At 46.7% G+C, this 18,166-nt stretch carries 16 protein-coding genes; 6 read left to right on the forward strand and 10 right to left on the reverse strand.

The features are described from left to right. Positions 1 to 21 precede the first annotated feature (21 nt). Positions 22 to 285, reverse strand: coding sequence for a hypothetical protein (locus tag ACXAH1_RS07575; protein ID WP_475195420.1), 264 nt, complete (start codon positions 283 to 285; stop codon positions 22 to 24). Between the two features lie 31 nt (positions 286 to 316). On the opposite strand from ACXAH1_RS07575, the gene ACXAH1_RS07580 reads away from it, so the two are divergent. The 3 genes from ACXAH1_RS07580 (at position 317) to ACXAH1_RS07590 (ending at position 4,734) form a co-directional block, all read left to right on the forward strand. After that, on the forward strand, positions 317 to 2,923 hold the full coding sequence (locus ACXAH1_RS07580; protein ID WP_475195422.1) for a TonB-dependent receptor domain-containing protein: 2,607 nt from the start codon (positions 317 to 319) through the stop codon (positions 2,921 to 2,923). A gap of 1,149 nt (positions 2,924 to 4,072) precedes the next feature. Continuing rightward, positions 4,073 to 4,318 carry a hypothetical protein gene (locus ACXAH1_RS07585; RefSeq protein ID WP_475195425.1) on the forward strand — a complete coding sequence of 82 codons (246 nt, stop codon included), beginning with the start codon at positions 4,073 to 4,075 and terminating at the stop codon, positions 4,316 to 4,318. Between the two features lie 164 nt (positions 4,319 to 4,482). Next, complete coding sequence (locus ACXAH1_RS07590) at positions 4,483 to 4,734, forward strand: hypothetical protein (RefSeq protein ID WP_475195427.1); 252 nt, start codon at positions 4,483 to 4,485, stop codon at positions 4,732 to 4,734. A 264-nt stretch (positions 4,735 to 4,998) separates the two neighbouring features. On the opposite strand, the gene ACXAH1_RS07595 is transcribed toward ACXAH1_RS07590, so the two are convergent. Next, positions 4,999 to 7,329 carry a helicase-related protein gene (locus tag ACXAH1_RS07595; RefSeq protein ID WP_475195429.1) on the reverse strand — a complete coding sequence of 777 codons (2,331 nt, stop codon included), beginning with the start codon at positions 7,327 to 7,329 and terminating at the stop codon, positions 4,999 to 5,001. Between the two features lie 116 nt (positions 7,330 to 7,445). Between ACXAH1_RS07595 and ACXAH1_RS07600 the strand changes: the two genes are divergently transcribed. Beyond that, positions 7,446 to 8,273 (forward strand): M90 family metallopeptidase, encoded by an 828-nt coding sequence (locus tag ACXAH1_RS07600; RefSeq protein ID WP_475195432.1) that lies wholly within the window; start codon positions 7,446 to 7,448, stop codon positions 8,271 to 8,273. A 97-nt stretch (positions 8,274 to 8,370) separates the two neighbouring features. Here the strand turns inward: ACXAH1_RS07600 and ACXAH1_RS07605 are convergent, their stop codons facing one another. The 6 genes from ACXAH1_RS07605 to olsF form a co-directional block, all read right to left on the reverse strand. Beyond that, complete coding sequence (locus tag ACXAH1_RS07605) at positions 8,371 to 10,215, reverse strand: DEAD/DEAH box helicase (RefSeq protein ID WP_475195437.1); 1,845 nt, start codon at positions 10,213 to 10,215, stop codon at positions 8,371 to 8,373. Positions 10,216 to 10,439: 224 nt separating this feature from the next. Further along, positions 10,440 to 10,703, reverse strand: a complete 264-nt coding sequence (locus tag ACXAH1_RS07610; protein WP_054014130.1) for a GrxA family glutaredoxin — start codon at positions 10,701 to 10,703, stop codon at positions 10,440 to 10,442. Between the two features lie 102 nt (positions 10,704 to 10,805). Continuing rightward, complete coding sequence (locus ACXAH1_RS07615) at positions 10,806 to 11,084, reverse strand: peptidylprolyl isomerase (protein ID WP_010382504.1); 279 nt, start codon at positions 11,082 to 11,084, stop codon at positions 10,806 to 10,808. Positions 11,085 to 11,181: 97 nt separating this feature from the next. Then, positions 11,182 to 13,251, reverse strand: coding sequence for a TonB-dependent receptor plug domain-containing protein (locus ACXAH1_RS07620; RefSeq protein ID WP_475195442.1), 2,070 nt, complete (start codon positions 13,249 to 13,251; stop codon positions 11,182 to 11,184). Between the two features lie 133 nt (positions 13,252 to 13,384). Continuing rightward, positions 13,385 to 13,870 (reverse strand): TlpA family protein disulfide reductase, encoded by a 486-nt coding sequence (locus tag ACXAH1_RS07625; RefSeq protein WP_253043915.1) that lies wholly within the window; start codon positions 13,868 to 13,870, stop codon positions 13,385 to 13,387. Positions 13,871 to 13,932: 62 nt separating this feature from the next. Then, positions 13,933 to 15,654, reverse strand: a complete 1,722-nt coding sequence (olsF, locus tag ACXAH1_RS07630; protein WP_475195444.1) for a bifunctional ornithine lipid synthase OlsF — start codon at positions 15,652 to 15,654, stop codon at positions 13,933 to 13,935. Positions 15,655 to 15,818: 164 nt separating this feature from the next. On the opposite strand from olsF, the gene ACXAH1_RS07635 reads away from it, so the two are divergent. Then, positions 15,819 to 16,739 carry a 2-hydroxyacid dehydrogenase gene (locus ACXAH1_RS07635; RefSeq protein ID WP_475195447.1) on the forward strand — a complete coding sequence of 307 codons (921 nt, stop codon included), beginning with the start codon at positions 15,819 to 15,821 and terminating at the stop codon, positions 16,737 to 16,739. A gap of 212 nt (positions 16,740 to 16,951) precedes the next feature. Next, positions 16,952 to 17,107 (forward strand): hypothetical protein, encoded by a 156-nt coding sequence (locus tag ACXAH1_RS07640; protein WP_475195450.1) that lies wholly within the window; start codon positions 16,952 to 16,954, stop codon positions 17,105 to 17,107. 22 nt (positions 17,108 to 17,129) lie between these two features. Here ACXAH1_RS07640 and smrA read toward each other — a convergent pair whose 3' ends face one another. Continuing rightward, on the reverse strand, positions 17,130 to 17,711 hold the full coding sequence (gene smrA / locus ACXAH1_RS07645) for a DNA endonuclease SmrA (protein ID WP_475195455.1): 582 nt from the start codon (positions 17,709 to 17,711) through the stop codon (positions 17,130 to 17,132). Positions 17,712 to 17,843: 132 nt separating this feature from the next. Continuing rightward, entirely contained in the window at positions 17,844 to 18,083 is a 240-nt protein-coding gene (locus ACXAH1_RS07650; protein WP_475195457.1) for a hypothetical protein, read from the reverse strand. Between the last annotated feature and the right edge of the window lie 83 nt (positions 18,084 to 18,166).

An 18,166-nucleotide genomic window follows, 5' to 3' on the forward strand; every position in this document is an offset into this window, starting at 1 on the left:
GGCTAAAAGTGCATTCACTTGTTACCCATATAAAAGTAAGAAAATACATAAAAACAAAGCTTTAAAGAAATATTTAAAGCCAGGGAGAAAACAAATGTTAAATAGCAAGATCACGAAAGCGGTCCGCTTAGCGCTGATGTACGGCGCGGCTTCTGCTACAGCTTTTGCAGTAAATGCTGAAGAAGCAGAAGAAAAGATTGAAAAAATCGAAGTAACAGGTTCAAGCATCAAGGGTACTGACCTTGCTGGTGCACTTCCTGTAAACATCATTAGCTCTGAAGACATCAAGGCTACTGGTGTAACATCGGTTCCTGACTTGATTACTCAAATTCCTTCGATGCAGGGCTTCACTACGCCTACTTCATCTGTTGGTGGTGGCGGTGCAGGTACTGCAACTGCGTCACTTCGTGGTCTGGGCTCAGAGTACACGCTGGTTCTTTTGAACGGTCGTCGTGTTGCGTCACAATTCTCTGGTAGCTCTGTTGATATCAACAGTATCCCTCTTGCAGCCGTTGAGCGCGTTGAAGTTCTGACTGACGGTGCATCAGCTATCTACGGTTCTGACGCTATCGCCGGTGTTATCAACTTCATCCTGAAAGACGAAGTTGACATGTCAACTGTTTCTGTAAGAACTGACCGTCCTCGTAAAGGTGGTGAGACGACCAACGTTAGCTTTACAACTGGCTTTGGCGATTACGACGCTGATGGCTACAGCTTGCTATTCACTGTTTCTCATGACACTCAAGAAATGCTACGTTCAAAAGACCGTGACTTTTCTAAAACTGGTCTGTTAGAGTTCGCTCACGAAGGTCAAAGCTATTTCTCTATCAACGGTTCTCCAAACGCTATTCCAGCAAACGTTGAAGTTGAGTTTGGTGAGGGTGATCCTGCTTACTTCTTCAACCCTTACTTGTCTGAACACGGTACATGTGCAGCAGATAATGCTAAGGACCCAGGTTCAGACCAGTGTATGTTTGACTACACAAGTACGCTAGAAATCGTTCCTGAGAGCGAGCGTACCTCATTCATGGTTCACGGTAACTTTGACCTGTCTGAAGACATCAAAGCTTTCGCGACAATGAGCTACACTGACTTTACAATGACGGCTCGTATCGCGCCAAACCCAACTGGTCCAATCCCTATTGGTACTACAGGTGAAGCATATACTAAGTATGTTGAGCCACACCTGACTGATGAGCAAAAAGCGAACGCTACTGAAGTATATGCGCGCTGGCGTGCACTGCCTGGTGGCAACCGTACATCAACATATGACACGACGACGTTCAACTCATCTTTCGGTCTTGAAGGTGTATTGTTCGGTAACGTTGACTTCAGCACAGCATTGGCTATCTCAGGTGCAGAGCGTGATGAGAGCTTCTCAGACGGTCACTTCTATGCAAACTGGGTAGGCGACATTGCTAACGGTACTATCGACGTATTCGCAACACCAGACAAAATGAGTGAAGCAGGTCTTGCTGCACTTGAAGCAAGCAAATGGCGTCATGTTAACCAGACTTGGAAAACCAGCTCAATTGCTTGGGATTTCCGCGCGTCTCAACCACTATTTGAATTACCAGCGGGTGAAGTGTACATCGGTTACGGTGCTGATTACCGCGTAAATAGTTACGAAAACATCCCTTCAGCTGAAAACGCCAAAGATGAGCGTTGGGGTGCTGGTGGCGATCCAACTTTCGACCTTGAGCGTACAACATACGGTGCATTTACTGAATTCCAGGTACCTGTATTAGAAGATCTGATGCTTTCTGCAGCGATTCGTTACGATATGATTGGTGGTGTTGATGACAATCACTACATTGATCCAGAGGACGAGTCTCAGACAGTCCAGAAAATTACCAAAAACGATGACGAAAGCGATGTTACTTACAAGGTGAGCTTACGTTACAACGCAACTGATGACCTGGTACTACGTGGTTCAATCGGTACTGGTTTCCGTTCAGCAACCATGCTTCAGATTGCAGAACCTCAGAACTATGGCGGTGTAACGCGTGCTCCATATACTTGTCCACTACCGTCAAGCGACTCTCGTGCTCGCGTTTGTAGCGCTGCACCACTTCAGTTCAACCTGTACAACAGTGGTAATGCTAACCTAGCGCCTGAGACTTCTGACCAGTGGTCATTAGGTTTCGTTTATGCACCTAGTAATGCATTTACATTCGAAATGGATTACTGGAAAGTTGACATTCAGAACCGTGTAGATGAGCCTTCAGAGGACTACGCATTCACGGTCAACCCAGGCATCTACGATGAGCAATTTGTAATAGGTCCCGATCCAAACGGTGGCACACGTGAGCGTCTATACTTCATCTCTCAACCAGTTAACATTGGTGAGAGCATCAACGAAGGTATTGACTGGAAAGTGAACCTAAGCAATGACTTTAGCTTCGGTACACTGAAAACGTCTTTACAAGGTACTTACTTCGTGAAGCAGGAGTACACGCTAGCAGGTACTGCTGACGTATGGGAAAGCTCACTGGGCAAATACGGTGCTGATGCGGAAGTTGTATTCCGTAACGTTATCACTGCTCAAACAGTGTTGACTACTGGCGACTTCAGCCACACATTACGTGCTAACTACCGCTCAGGCTGGCATGATGCTGTAACTAACGTTCAGTACGGCACAATCGAGAACCCTGACTACGTTCGTAACGACGATGGTTCAGTAACTGGTGCAGTACATAGCCGTGACGTTCAGTTAGAAGTTCCTTCTCACACAACATTTAACTACAAAGTTGATTACTACGGTTTCGAGAACACAGTAATCACAGCTGGTGTTAAGAACTTGTTCGATAAAGAGCCTCCGTTCTCACTAGGTGATGCAGAAGGTCACTTGGTAGGTTACGAAGGTCGTTACTACGATCAGTTCCTACGCACTTTCTACCTAAGTGTTGATTACAGCTTCTAAGCTAGTTTACTAGCTAGAATAGGCTTAATGATAAAAACACCCGGTTAGTTAACCGGGTGTTTTTTTATGTACTGCAACTCGAGTTCATATAGCACTACTTGTAGAAGTAGTATCAATTGTGTAATTAAGTGAAATTGGCCTAATGCCGCAGGCCACACTGATGCATTTTTTCGCTTTAGGAGCTTCCCACCTCATTGAGAGCGTTAGCGTTTCCCCTTTTACGTAAGCTGATCAGTTCAATACTAAGCAAAGCCTTAGAAGCCCTATTTGGAGCGCGAGCCCCCAAAACGGCAATAGAAGTCACTTTCAGGTGTCCGATGGTACATTATTTATTGATGCCAATAGTTCACGGCCAATATATCAATATATTCATTTATTCTTGGATTTTATTAGTTCCATTGTTTTTTTCTTGGTATTTGCCTCATTTTTGTTGTACGTTTAATAGGTAGGCTCAATAAATTAATAAGGATTATTTATGATAAATAGAACTATTACGTGCGGACTTGTCCTGTCTTTACTTTTTGTAGCTGGATGTAAGTCTAACGACACAAGTAATCAAAGTGCAAAACGTGACGGCTATCGATGTGAGCAAGTGGTAAGCCTCGGGTCCAGCATTCCAAAAAAACGATGCACTACAGCTGAACAACGCCGAGCGGACCGCGAAGCTGCGCAAGACCAAATTCGTGGTGTTCAGACTACTGTGTCATCTGGCGATGCCGTTTTGGGGCGAGGCTGAGTTCTGTATCCACTACTCTGAATAATAAATCAAGGGCACTATCTGGGTGCCCTAACCTCCATTGCTCATCTAGTGGCATAGTATCTTGCTAGAACCTTTTCTGTTTTAAGCTGTTTCTAGACACTTAAACCACTCCAGCTTTCAAAGAAATATTTCATACAGAAACAAGATTGGTTGCATAGTCGCACTCCGTATCCAGAGGTATTTATCGCTGTATAGAGTGTCATACATAAAGCTTTATGTAATTTGATAGAGCGCTTGCTCCTGCGCTGTAAATGTGTGACTAACAAATTTAGAAACGGCTGATATTAATATATTAATACTGCTGGTTAATTCCATTATTATACTTGATATTTACTTTGTATTTATTGTACCTTTGATAGGGTAAGCTCATTAATTAATAAGGATGGATTATGATAAATAGAATAATTACGAGCGGGCTTGTTTTGCCTCTACTCTTTTTAGCTGGGTGTAAGTCAAACGACTCTGGTGAACAAAGTGCCAAACGAGATGGCTACCGGTGTGAGCAAGTGCGCAGCCTTGGATCAAGTATTCCAAAAAAGCGATGCAGTACAGCTGAACAGCGCAGAGCTCAGCGTGAGGAAGCACAAGAGCAGATCCGCAGTGCCCAGAGCACAATATTGTCTGGTGATGGCTGAGTATGCTTAATATTCTTATAGTTCTAGACGATGACTAGGGATTGTTAAACCTAAAGAGGTTACTTTTACTCCACCAAAAACTATATGCCTCAAACAGGTTAAATATTACTAATTCGGCTGTAGTTTTTACAGCTTTTTATTTAGACAGGAAAGGATTAAATATTGTGAAGATGATATTAAAAGCAGGATTGGCTCTATCTGTATGTATGATCACTGCTTGTAAATCAAGTGATTCGATTACTTCTGCTCAAAGAGAAGGCTATCGCTGTGATCAAGTACGTGTACTGGGTTCTAATATCCCTAAGAAGCGATGCACATCCGCCTGGGTTCGACAACAGGAAAAAGAGTATGCAAGAGAGCAAGTTGCTAATTCACAGCGGGCTGTGTTAACTGGCATGTCAAAAGACGGCGTGTAAAATACCTAGAATATGCAGTAAAATGTCTTTTCAGCGTCAGCGAATTATACACGGCTGAGTGAATAGTAAATGCATGTTATGCCAGGGATAGCTATCTGCTTGAACAAGATCATATGTTCCACAGTATTGGTTCACTGACCTGGCATTCACTTCAAACCAAGAAGTTGAATTGTGCTCTTCGGTTGCTTTGATATTATGAGCATGCGGTGTTACCAACGATATTTTCTCACCTCAAACTAGAACAGTTAATCAAGCAAATTGGTATTACTTGATATCCACAACTTTACTGGCCTTTTTGTACCGTATTTTAAACCCCGGCCAAGCAGGCAACTCCCAGCGTTTCGGCGCATCTTTTCGGTTTCCACCGATGTACTCCAATAAAACACGCTTGGCACTGAAGCTGTAAGTAACCAGCATGGCCAATTCAGGTAACTGAACCTGTAGCGGATACTTTTCTATAAAAGGATTAATAACCCAGTCCTCAATAGGTCGATAAGACAGATCCTCAACATCTATCAGTGTAAGATCCTCTGGTGTCTCTACACCGAGATCTGTCAAAGTCTGTGCAATCCATTCGGTCACTTTCGGTTGTTGCGGTGTATCTGCTTGCTGATGTTGATGATAGAGCGCCTCATACGCCAGCATGGTGCTTACTTGCTTGTAAACCCCCTGGAAAAGTAGATCTTGCTCAATCAGGCTAACACAGGCTGGAATGAGCATAGCACCGTCAGCACGTTGGGTCTGCTTTTGCACAGATGTACCGGCATAGGTTTTTACCTGTTCAACCCATACTTCGTCTTCGAGTAAATAGGAACGCTCCAGAACGGTTTCTGTGCGTGCATATTGAGCCAGCAAGGACATAGGCACAGGGGCCGACAAAGTGGCTAATGTCGTTGCCTGTTTGACGCCTTTCCCCGCCAGCGCATATGTGTCCATTACTATCATAGCCTCACAGTTATCGACAATCCGCGATTCTTTGGCAGGTACGACTTCGCTGACACCGTTACCGAATGCGCCGCGACGATTTTGCCTTTTGATATATAACCAGTCCGGACGAACAGAGGCGATCGCTGTGAGTAGTGCATCCCTGTCATAACTTGCTGCTTTATCGAGAGGTGGTAGAGAAAAGGCCTCTCTCAGTTGCGCGCTGAATTGTCTGGCTTCGCGCAGGGCTTCTTCTTCGATGCGCAGGGAAGGGGCCTTGCCGCGTATCAGTGCAATCACGAGCTCCAGATCACAGTTGTTTGGTAGCGCTTTGCAGAGTTGCTCCATGTGCTCTACATCACTGGGTAGCTGGTAGACGCGGGCAGGGACCGACATCACGGCCACAGCATCTATCATTGCCTGGCGCAGACGGTTGTCGGGCATACGGTTGATCAGGTGACCCAGTTCGACGTCGACTGGCAAAGGGTAGAGCTGCTTGCCAAGCTCAGTGGCACGGCTTTGTGCGTCAAGCGCGCCGATTTTTCTGAGCAGGTCGAGTGCTTTTTGTTTTGAGCTGGCTGGCAGCGGGTCGATTAAGCTCAGCGAGTCGATACCATCAGTGGCACAGCCAGCAGCCAGTACCAGCTCAGTGAGCGCCTCTCTTTGTACTTCGGGTGGGGTTCTCTCTATCAGAGGCGCATATTGTCCATAGAGACGCAGACAGAGCCCTTCCTGAGTCCGTCCGGCGCGGCCCAGGCGCTGTTTTGCTGAGTCTCTGCCGATTGCATCCAGGCCCAGTACCGTTTTGCCATTTCTCAGGTGTGTGCGCCGCTCCAGGCCCGAGTCAATAACACAGGTAATATTGGGAATGGTCAGCGAGGTCTCTGCCACATTGGTTGCCAAAATAATCCGTTGTCTGGGCTGCTGATGCAGGGCAAGCCGTTGATCATCTGGCGCACAGCCACTGAACAGGGGGACAACCAAAGCATCGAGTGCCTTGAGCTGAGCGGCGCATTGCACGATTTCGCCTTTGCCGGGAAGGAAAACCAGAATGTCGCCACGGGTATGGTGCAGCGCATACTCGCAGGCTGCTTTGACTCTGTCACTGAGATTGTCGCGACTTGGCATTGCACGCATATCCTTGGCAAGAAATCGCTCTTCTACATCGAACATCTTGCCTTTGGACGTCAGCAGCGGCGCGTCGAGGTAACTGACCAGCCGCTCTGCTGACAAGGTGGCAGACGTTACGACCAGGCGATGTGCTCCCTGTTGCTTTAACATCGCCAGTAACAGGTCCATATCCCAGCGTCGCTCATGGAATTCATCCAGCATGACAACAGCAAAATTAATCAGTCGATTTTCAAAGTACCAGCGCAGCGCCACGCCGGGTGTTACGAATACTATCTCTGTATTTTCTCTAAACTGACCTTCAAAGCGGATAGCATACCCTACCTGCTCTCCAAGTGGGCTGCCTTGCTGCTGCGCGACATACTCAGCCAACGAGGTACAGGCGATCCGCCGGGGCTGGATCACTAATACCCGACCTTGCTGCGCTGCCCATACTGGGAGTTGGGTGGACTTTCCTGAGCCCGTGGCTGCAGCGACAATAACGTTGCCGCGAGCTAAATAGTTGCAAAACTGTGCTTTTATCTGTTCGATTGGCAGTGACATACGGAATTGATACTGTTAGATATTTTTTAAAAGTGTTTGAGATTTTAGCAAATCCAGCTTGAAAAGGCTGCCTGTGAGGCGCATCTCAGAATTAAAATATCAAACACGAAATTACTATGACAGAAATTAGTCTACTCATTGCCCTGACAATGTTTTGTGTTATCTACTGGCGCCTTGATGACTTCAAACGAGCGTATTGGCAGCGTAAATACACAGACCAGTCTCTTAGCGAACTGGACAGGCAGGTGCTACTCAGATACATGCCGATTTATCGAAATATGACCGACCATGACAGAGCACGATTAGAGCGCCATATCTTGTGGTTTCTTGGCGAAAAACGTCTGCTGGGTCGTGACGGTTTGAAAACCAATCGGGCGATGGCACTCATTATTGCAGCAGATGCCTGTTTACTGGTACTCAATCAGCAGTGGCCCCTCTATCCCAATGTCAAAGAGATCTTATTGTACCCCAGCAGCTATTATGCCGGGCAGAATAGTCGTGACAGTGCGGGGCTGGTGAGCTTTCATACTGTGGTACGTCAGGGCGAGTCATGGCCAGGGGGGACACTGGTATTGAGCTGGCATGATGTGCTGGAAGGTAACCGCCTGCCCGAAGATGGTCACAACCTGGTGTTTCATGAATTTGCACACCAGTTAGATCAACAGACAGGGCAGACAAATGGCACACCACAACTGCCAAAGGGCATGAGCTACAAAAAGTGGGGAGAGGTGTTATCACGCGCTTATCAGCAGCTTAAAACGCAACTGACGTATCATATGCCGCACGTGGTACATGAATATGGCGCAACCAATGAGGCGGAGTTTTTTGCGGTGATCACCGAAACCTTCATTGAAAAGCCACTGCAACTGAAACAGGAAAATCCCGAATTATTTAATCTGTTGAGTGAGTACTATCGATTCGATCCGCGCGACTGGATCAAGTAGCCATTGCGACGAGCGTTTGGAGCTCCAGTGAGAAACTTATAAATCACAGGCATAAAAAAACCGCTTCATTTGAAGCGGTTTTTTCATTTAAATCAGATTATGAAAAGCTGATCTCGCCGCGCTCTTTGCGTCTGCCGTCACGCTTTTCACCGCGTGGATCTTTGAAGCTGCGCTTGCGATCACCACGGCCTTCGCCACGACCTTCAAAGCGACGCTCATCACGGCCGCCTGAACGGCGTTCGCCACCACGACGCTCACCACCGTTGCCTTGATCGGCAGGGTGTGTGCTTTTGGTCATCTTCATTGGGCGCTGACAAATGTAAACGCTCTGGAAGTGTGACAGCGTATCTGCTGGCATATCCTGAGGCAGCTGAACAGTGCTGTGCTCATCAAACAAACGGATTTCACCGATAAACTTGCTGGAGATATCAGCTTCGTTGGCAATCGCACCAACAATGTTCTTGACCTGTACGCCGTGCTCACGACCTACTTCAATACGATAGGTATCCATTGGGCCAGTGTTGCGACGTGCATTGCCTTTGCGCTCACCACGCTCGCCACGTTCACCACGACGCTCGCGGTTACCGTCACGGTTACCATCGCGCTCGCGACGCTCACGTTGCACCTGAATTTCCTGAACTTTCAGCGGCGACTGCTGCTGTGCCAGGCACAGAAGTGCTGCGGCCAGCTCAGTTTGGCTCAGTTCCAGTTTTTCAGCCATGCCCTGTGCTACTTCACTGAAGAACTCGATGTCTTTGTGATCCAGCGCCAGGCTTAGCTTGCTTTGTAGTGCTTCAATGCGCTTCTGCTCAACGACTTTCGCGTTAGGCAGCTCAACCTGCTCGATGTCAGAGCGGGTATGACGCATGATGTTACGTAGCAGGTAACGTTCATTACCTTTCACGAACAGGATAGCTTTACCTTTACGACCAGCACGACCAGTACGGCCGATACGGTGTACATAAGCTTCGCTGTCTTGCGGGATATCATAGTTGATAACCAGGCTCAGACGATCTACGTCCAGACCACGTGCCGCAACGTCGGTTGCGATAACGATGTCTAACAGACCGCTCTTCAAACGCTCTACCGTACGCTCACGGGCTTGCTGGTTCATGTCACCATTCAGTGGTGCCGCAGAGAAACCTTCGCGTTCAAGTAGTTCAGCCAGCTGAACTGTGTCGTTACGAGTACGCACAAACACGATAGATGCATCGTAATCTTCCGCTTCTAAGAAACGTACGATGGCTTTGTTTTTATGCGTCGTTGCACGCCAGTAAACTTGCTCAATTGTGTCAACAGTCGAGTTACGTGGCGTGATTTTTACTTGCTCTGCGTTATCTAAGTACTTAGAACAAATAGATTGGATCTGCTTTGGCATGGTTGCAGAGAACAAACAGGTTTGCTTCTCTACCGGTGTTTTTTCCATGATGCTCTCAACATCATCGATAAAGCCCATGCGTAGCATCTCATCGGCTTCGTCCAGCACTAAGGCTTTCAGATCCGACAAATCGATGGTCTTACGGTTAATATGGTCAATCAAACGACCCGGTGTTGCCACAATGATTTGTGCGCCACGGCGTAATGCACTCAGCTGCACGCCATAGCTTTGTCCGCCATACAGAGCCAATACTTCAACACCTTTGGTGTATTTTGCGTATTGGTTGAAGGCTTCCGCGACCTGTAAAGCCAGTTCGCGTGTTGGAGTCAATACTAATATCTGTGGTTGCTTAACGGATGCGTCAACATTGTTTAATAGCGGCAACGCGAACGCCGCCGTTTTGCCCGTACCCGTCTGCGCTAGTCCCAGCACGTCCTTTCTTTCTAGCAATAACGGTATACATTGAGCCTGGATCTCAGAAGGTGATTGATATCCCAGCTCTTCGACTGCCTTTAAAATTGCAGGAGAAAGATCTAAAGATTCAAACGTGACTGGTTCTGACATTAATGCGCCTCAACAAGTTAAAAGAGGCGGCATTGTACAGCAAAGAAAAAACAATTGCTTGCATAAATTGGCACTAATTTTGTAGGTGTTTGATATTGGTCAAAAAATAAACTTATTTATTTTTTTGAGCCGTTAGATTGGCAGGTAAGTAGCTATTTTTAAGGGAAAATCATGCCTGAATTTCAGCTTAATGGCGACTCAGGCAAGGATGATACGGCACTGTGTTACTGATACAGGCCCAGATTCTCTTTGGCATAAGCTTCAAACTCGGTAAAGCCGCCAATGTGGTCCTGGTCAACGAAAATTTGCGGTACAGTTGGACAAGGCTTGCCTGCGGATTTTTCCAAATCTGCCTTGCTGACGCCTTCTTTGATGATATCAATGTAACGAAACTTAAAATCGTCGCGTTCATTGCTCAGGCGCTCTGCCAGATCTTTTGCACGGACACAATACGGGCAGCCTTCACGGCCAAAAATCACAGTAAACATAGGGGTCTCCCAATCATTTTCATTGCTACTCAGTATATCGGCCTGCGTGCAAAATGAAACCGCCAAAAATCGATGGCCATGATTGAGAAAACCGATGATGTCTCAGGAACGATACACGGTTTTGATAAGGTGGTATCCAAACTTAGTTTTGACCGGACCGTGGACTTCATAAAGCGGCTTTTTGAACACTACATCATCGAATGCTTTGACCATGTCACCCTTATTAAACTCGCCAAGATCACCGCCGCGCTTTTTCGATGGACACAAAGAATGCTGTTTGGCCAGTTTGTTGAAGTCGCCGCCTTTGGCAAGTTTAGCTTTTATGGCAAGACACTCTTTTTCGGTTTTAACTAAAATGTGGTAGGCACAGGCTTTTGGCATGGTTCAGCTCTCCGGACTATCAAAGGCGCCGATCATGCAAGGAGAAGGCCGAAAACGCAAGCCTCAATTGCCTGCTATCGGCCTTTTCAGGGGATTGTTAGAAGGTTACGCTGAGTCCTACAGAAGGCCGAAAGGAAAAATTATCATTCTTTTCGTCTATATACAGATCGTCTACGGATTTGACTTTGTCGTAATCGAGATCGATTGAGGCTGTATTATCCTGGCCATAGGCGTTCATTAGCTCGAAAATTAGTTTGCCATCGTTACCGAATATCTCCGTTTTTCTTTCGAACCGAATATCCAGTCGGTGGTAAGTCTTGAAGCGCTCTGAGAAGGGGTCGCCATAGACGGGTAAAAAGCGGCCATCATGGTCGGGGTTTTCTCTGACGCCGACAATGGGGGTGTAAGCCTGACCGCTGCGCGCGGTAAAGTTAAAACCACCTTGCCACTTTTCATTAATCTCGTAATGGAATACGGCATTTAACACCAGTGGCGTATCGGCGTAATAATCGCGGGTCACATTGCGGCTCAGGTCGGTACGTTCACTCCTTGAATAACTCAATGCGACCCAGCCATACCAGTTATCGGTCTTGTTTTTGTTGATCAGCAGGTCTATACCATAGGCGCGTCCTTCAACGTCGTTGCTATACAGGTCAGCTGCATTGGGGCCGTCGTCGATGGCAAGCGGCAGATCATCCATAGTCTTATAATACCCCTCAATTGACCAGCTCCACTCATTCTCAAGTTGCTGACTGAAGCCCAGCGTATAGTGATCCGACACCTGAGATTTCAGTTTTGGGTTTCCTATCTCTGGCAGTATGTGTTCGACACTCTGCATTCGATTGTAACGGCCTGCTTTGGCAGTAAGGGTACTGTTTTCTGTTACATAGTGGCTGACTGCTAAACGTGGTGAGGTAAAGGTTTCATCGGTGTATTTGTTGTACTGACTCTGAACTCCCAGCTCACTCTGCCAGTCATCGTCGAATTGCCAGATATGCGTCAGGCCAACAAAGCCGTTGTCTATATCGATGGCGCGTTTACCCTGGATCCGTTCGCCTTTTTTAAGGTCGCAGTCGGGATCCTGTTCAGTACACAGGTACTGAAAGGTGTCGTAGCTATATTCTGTTTCGTTATCAAAGTAAGCAGCATCTAAAACCAGTTGATGAGCTGGGTTGATACGGTAGTTCAGGCGTGCTTTATAGGTATATTGCTTTTCCGATTCTTCTTCAAAATAACCAGCAGAAACAGTCACTCGACGACCATACTCAATTCGACCTGAATGGTTGAGCGCACCTATACCCACGCGCAGATGTATCTTGTCATTATAGTGGTCCCACAACATATTTTGACTGTTAAACTCCCTGACAAAGCGCGCATCCCCCTGATACTCAGGTGTTTTCTGCGCCACTTCGGAGCGTTCACTGAGTCCCGCCGCTGCGGAGTCTTCCGCGCCAGTAAAGTTGAAGGTTAACGTATTGTTGGCATTAATATCCCATAAAAACTTACCCTGATAATCATGGTCATCTGGTGCATCATTGATGATCACACCAGTTGGCTCGCCATCTTCATCTTTGAGCTCATCTCCCTCTTCAAAGAACAGGGGAAGGGTACTTTTTCGGCCCGAGACATAAAAAGCCGTGCTGTCGCTAATCTGACCTTCCACAAAAATACCGGCATTGAACATGGTCAAATCGAGCGTTGTGGTGATTGGCTGATATTTGGGGCTGCGCAGCGTCACGTCAAAGACTGCACCGGTGGCATTGCTGTAACTTGTGCCATAGCCTGCTGAATAGAGCTGAAAGTCCTGGATAATATGGCGGTTAAATATCGAGCTGCCGAAGTCGTGAAAAATATAGCCTGCGGGCATAAAATCTACTTCAAACATATTATCACTGGGAGAAGAGCCGCGTACCGCAGGCGCACTCATGGAACCACCGGCTGCGACCACACCGGGAAGTGCGTAAACAGCGCGTAGTGGGTCACCCATGGCGCCGGGCATTTCTATCAGTTTTTCTGTATCTTCGGTGATCTCTGAAGTAATGGAGCTGCGCTTATAATGCACTTCGATGTGTTCTATATCTGCGCTAGTATTTGCCTGAGCTTGTAGTGCCATACATAACATAATGGGCGACAGTACAAATGGTTGTTTGAGCGAGCAGAGTGTCATGTTAGTCCCTTGTTGAATCTAAGCTGAATAAGAATGGGGACTAGTGTATGAGAATAAATCGTACCTTTGTTTTACCTTAGGGTAAGAAATTGTCGATTACTCGAACACTTTCTTACACTTAGCGCAGCTTGGATCAGAGTCTGGCACGTATCCCAAGCTCGCTGGAGTAGCCAACTGATCGCTCGACCACTTTCAGGTCATCTGATAATACATAATAAGTGGGATAGGCTTTGATCTTGTAATCGGAGGCCGTACTGCTATTGCCGAGTAATACAGGCATGCTCAGTGATAAATCGTCTACAAAGGCGCTGACCGCGTCTGTGTTTTCAAAGTCCAGCGCAATGGCAACGGCATTCACTTTGCCCGCCTCATGCAGCTTGTTAAGATTTGGCATGCTGTATCGGCAAATGCTGCACCAGGGTGCGAAGAAGTACACCACAGATTTTTGCCCCTGCAAAGACTTAATGGATACTCTTTGTGTGGGTTGCTCGAGTACCGGCAAAGAGAAATAGGGGGCAGAGGCTTTGCCATCGTCTGCCAGCATCCCAAGCTCCTGATAGGCAGTCACAGCCAGAAAAACAATGGCAAAAATAATGAGTTGTAAAACTGTTTTTAACATTCGCGCTCGCAAATAAAGGCTTCCGAGCGCGAGTATAAATAAAAAAACCGCAACAACACAAATCAGCCGTAAATATTTTCTCCCAGATACCGCTTCGCCTTTTGAGGTTTGATCCGAGTCAGATCAACCAAAACTAAGCCGTCGATACAGTTATTAAAATCAGGGTCTATGCTGAAACTCAGGAAATTCACACCATCGGGTTCGCATAATTCGGTATATTGCTTAAACAGGGTCGGGACCTGTGCGCCCATATTCGCCATGATGTGTTTGAGTTCAGCAAAATCCTCTTTAATGTCATCACCACAAAATAGCTGAACAAAGGCCTGTTGCTGGGAGGGCGTAAATTTAAACTCGTTTTTCGGAGTCGCGAGGGAAGCCAGGTTTGAGAAATAATGCTGGTAGTGGTAAATCAGCATAGCTTTGGCTTTATCTGGCAGCGCGTTAGATAAACTGACTGCACCAAACAGATAACGGTGGTGCGGATAACGTTTGACAAAGGCACCTATACCGTACCAAAGATAATCTAGGCTTTTGCGTCCCCAGTATTTTGGCTGTACAAAGCTTCTGCCCAATTCCAGGCCATGCTCAAAATAGGGCTGCATATGTTCAGAGTAATTAAACAAACTGGTAGTGTATAAGCCCTCAGTACCCTGCTCGTTGATAACGGTTTGTGCGCTGGCCAGTCGATAGGCACCGACCAGCTCAAGCTGTTTCGCATCCCACAGCACCAGATGTTGGTAGTACATATCATATTTGTCTATATCGCGACGCTTGCCACTGCCCTCGCCGACAGCACGAAATGCAATTTCTCTGAGCCGACCCAGTTCACGGAAAATCGGTGAACTACCATGATATTGATACAGGTATATCTGCATGCCATCCTGGGTTTCCCCCAAACGCTCACAGGTTTCAATTGCCTGTTTGAGCTCTTTTTTACACTCCGGAACCGCGATTGGAGACTGAGTCTTAAGAGGTAAAGACTTTTTCGAGGTCAGTCGGTAAAGTTGCTTGCGGATCAGAGCAACAATCTCTTTGTCTTTGAGGTTTTCCAGCAGGTAGGAGGCGGGTGGAATACTGGCACCTATTTCAAATTCTAAGGACTTCTGGCGCTGCTTAAACATTTCTTTGACCAGCAGCAAACTGGCTAAGGGCTTGTAGATCATAGAGGTGCCGTAAAATAGGGGGCTATTCTTGGCTTTGATATAGATGGGTAGAATAGGGCAGTTGGCCTTTTTGGCCATGCGTAAAAATCCGGAGTTCCACTTGCAATCCTTAATGCCTGTTGGCCCCAGGCGAGACACTTCTCCGGCTGGAAAAATAAGTAATGCACCGTCTTGCTTAAGGTGGTGCTGAATATTGGCCAGCTCCTGCTTGCGACTTGCACCGGATAGATTGTCAACCGGCAACAACAGCGAGTGCATAGGAGTGATAGACATGAGCATTCTGTTGGCCACGACTTTCAAATCAGGGCGTACCTGGGCCAGCACCTTGATCAGTGCCAGAGCATCTAATGAACCAATAGGGTGATTGGCGACTATCACTACGCTCCCTTCACTGGGTATATGCTCGATTTGTTTGGGTTTAAAGCGTGCATCAAAGTCGAGCTCTTCTAAGACTTGTTCTACGAATTCAAGCCCCTGCAGGTGTGGGTAGGTATCAGCAAAGGCGACAAACTCCTGTTCATGAAGTAAGTAACCCAGACCCTTTTTTACTAACCCTTTTACTTTAGGTGAATTTTCCAATTGAGGCAGGTTTGCTTCAATGACCTTATCTACACTGATCATATTTCAATTCTCATGTTCTATAACCGCTTTTCGTCAAGATTAAGAACTCTCCATGACAAACAAGTTGCAGCTGTATGTCAGTTTGATGGCCGTCGTGTAAGTACGACTTAAGACAGGGTTTTTTGATACAGTTATGATGATTGAAAAAGAATATAGGAAAGAGCATGGCATTATTAGTCTGTGTAACAGGCAGAGACAACAGCAAACTGATGGCGGGACTGCGGGAACACCTGCCGGGGGTAGACGTCAGAGAGTGGCCCGAGGGTGGCAACCTGGCTGAGATTGAATTTGTTTTGGCCTGGAATGCACCAGAATCTCTATGGCGACAGTTGCCTAATCTCAAAGTGGTTCAGTCCTTTGGTGCCGGTGTCGACGGTATTCCATTGTCTGAGTTGCCGGCAGAGGTCAAGGTGTGTCGGATTGTGGATCCGGCGCTTGCAGATGATATGGCGGAATATGTGCTGGGGCATGTGCTGGCGCATAAACTTCGCTTACCACTGTATTACCAACAACAACAACAGCGGCTTTGGCGCCCTAAGCGGGCAAGTGGTGGCAATCGGGTAGGCATCATGGGATTGGGGCAACTTGGTCAGGTGGTTGCTAAAAAGATGCTGCAAAATAACTTTGAAGTCATAGGCTGGTCCAGAAGTGAAAAAGCAATACCAGGCATTTCACAGTTTTGGGGAGCAGAACAGCTTCATTTGTTTGCGTCACAGTGTGATTATCTGGTCTGTTTATTGCCATTAACACCGCAAACCCGGGGGATACTGGATAAGGATTTATTTCAGTCTATGCCATCGCATGGCGTCATTATTAATGTAGCCAGAGGCGCGCATATTAATGAAGCAGATCTGCTTAATGCATTGAATACAGAGCAGCTTGCCGCAGCCACGTTGGATGTTTTTGCACAGGAGCCGGTTGCAGCGGATCACCCGTTCTGGTTCCATCGAAAAATCACAATGACACCTCATGTAGCGGCGCTGACAAGTCTGAAAACGGCAACCGCGCAGATTGTTGAGAATATGCAAGCGATGCAAAGGAACGAACCCTTGTCTTATCGTGTTGATGCCACCTTGGGTTATTAGTGGAAACGGACATATGTCAACGTGATAGAACGGGGAAGCAGCCCGCACTTTTAAGGGACAAATATGGCAGGAGAGTGACAGGGGTTACTTTCCTGGTGGGCTGAAAGCCTAAGATAACCCCTTGTACAAAATACTGTATAAAAAAACATCTTGTGACATCTTATTACATTCAGTAAGTTATCAAAAAAACAATAATAACTAGGTCGCTCGCTATGAATAGTAATCAAGGTGGCGTGAAGCTATCCGTCGTACTCTTATCGGTCATTGTGTTGGGTGTAATGGCATGGTTTAATCAGGCCAATGCCGAGGCGGCCCCTGCACCTCAGCAAACTGAAGAGGAAGCTAATCTAATCCCGGAGGTTGAATAAGCGACTGCTGCTCACGCAATTGTTACCTTTTTGCATGTCGCTCACGGTTTTCTACTTTTTTCTCTTCGCTTTTCTTAAGCAAAACATAGGTTGAGCCATTTCCCCCGTGGCAGCTCAGGGCTGAATGAAAAGCCAATGTCTGAGGCATCTCCTGCAACCACTTATTACAGTAGCTTTTCAGAATGGCCGGGAAAGGTTTACTCTTTAAACCAATACCATGGCGTATTAGCAACACCCTGATGCTACGTTGGTGGCAGTCAGTGATAAAGTCGAAAAGTGATTTTCTGGCTTCGCGGAAAGGTTTTCCATGCAAGTCCAGCGTTGCATCAATTTGATATTTACCAAGCCTGAGGTTTTTAAATACGCCTTGCTGCACACCATCTTTTTTATAGCTGAGCAAATCATGAGGGTCGAGCAAGTCGACGTATTCGGTTGAAAGAAAGTTGGGATCGAAGTCCTGTTCTTGCTCTGCGGCTTCTCTGCGCGCAAGTTGTGCCAGGGTCGGTTCGTTTTGTTGACGTGTTAGGTGAGCTTGATTGTCTTGTGCCAGCGGGACAACGTCCCCCATTGAGGCGAGAAAAAGTTCTTCATCTGTCATGGCCATACTGCGTCTCCAAAACCAATGGGTGTGGCCAGATTGTAGCGCAGCCTAAGGGATTAGAAAATATCTTTAGGGCACGGATGGAGGTTTTATAGCCTGCGACAAGAAACATGTCATTGTGCAGGCTAGTCAAGACTAGGGCGTATTGTACTGCTCGTGAGTAAAAAGCTTGAACAGATAAAATGAATTAATCAGAATTAAACCTAAGTTCGAGATCACTGAAGTATTCATCAGATCCAGGCTGAACAAGAGAAACAGGATGCTACAGGTCACCAATGCTGCACCGCGCAGCAGGGTTTTATGATTAATAAAAAAGGCACCAAATCCTAGCACTAGCAGTAATAAATTAAGTAGCCAGTCAAATTCGTTCGGCATGATCGTCAAAGTACTCCAGGTTGTTCAATAAAGGGGCGCCATTATGCGCCCCAACCCCAGACTCTTCAAACGAGTATTTTTAT

It is taken from the genome of Pseudoalteromonas sp. AWH4_217 (assembly GCF_056161105.1).

What these genes read in the sequence shown, in the direction of transcription:
- ACXAH1_RS07575 (WP_475195420.1), bottom strand. Translation starts at nt 285, where the DNA reads ATGTCTTCAGAGCTAATGATGTTTACAGGAAGTGCACCAGCAAGGTCA.
- ACXAH1_RS07585 (WP_475195425.1), top strand. Translation starts at nt 4,073, where the DNA reads ATGATAAATAGAATAATTACGAGCGGGCTTGTTTTGCCTCTACTCTTT.
- ACXAH1_RS07595 (WP_475195429.1), bottom strand. Translation starts at nt 7,329, where the DNA reads ATGTCACTGCCAATCGAACAGATAAAAGCACAGTTTTGCAACTATTTA.
- ACXAH1_RS07600 (WP_475195432.1), top strand. Translation starts at nt 7,446, where the DNA reads ATGACAGAAATTAGTCTACTCATTGCCCTGACAATGTTTTGTGTTATC.
- ACXAH1_RS07605 (WP_475195437.1), bottom strand. Translation starts at nt 10,215, where the DNA reads ATGTCAGAACCAGTCACGTTTGAATCTTTAGATCTTTCTCCTGCAATT.
- ACXAH1_RS07610 (WP_054014130.1), bottom strand. Translation starts at nt 10,703, where the DNA reads ATGTTTACTGTGATTTTTGGCCGTGAAGGCTGCCCGTATTGTGTCCGT.
- ACXAH1_RS07615 (WP_010382504.1), bottom strand. Translation starts at nt 11,084, where the DNA reads ATGCCAAAAGCCTGTGCCTACCACATTTTAGTTAAAACCGAAAAAGAG.
- ACXAH1_RS07620 (WP_475195442.1), bottom strand. Translation starts at nt 13,251, where the DNA reads ATGACACTCTGCTCGCTCAAACAACCATTTGTACTGTCGCCCATTATG.
- ACXAH1_RS07625 (WP_253043915.1), bottom strand. Translation starts at nt 13,870, where the DNA reads ATGTTAAAAACAGTTTTACAACTCATTATTTTTGCCATTGTTTTTCTG.
- olsF (WP_475195444.1), bottom strand. Translation starts at nt 15,654, where the DNA reads ATGATCAGTGTAGATAAGGTCATTGAAGCAAACCTGCCTCAATTGGAA.
- ACXAH1_RS07635 (WP_475195447.1), top strand. Translation starts at nt 15,819, where the DNA reads ATGGCATTATTAGTCTGTGTAACAGGCAGAGACAACAGCAAACTGATG.
- ACXAH1_RS07640 (WP_475195450.1), top strand. Translation starts at nt 16,952, where the DNA reads ATGAATAGTAATCAAGGTGGCGTGAAGCTATCCGTCGTACTCTTATCG.
- smrA (WP_475195455.1), bottom strand. Translation starts at nt 17,711, where the DNA reads ATGGCCATGACAGATGAAGAACTTTTTCTCGCCTCAATGGGGGACGTT.
- ACXAH1_RS07650 (WP_475195457.1), bottom strand. Translation starts at nt 18,083, where the DNA reads ATGCCGAACGAATTTGACTGGCTACTTAATTTATTACTGCTAGTGCTA.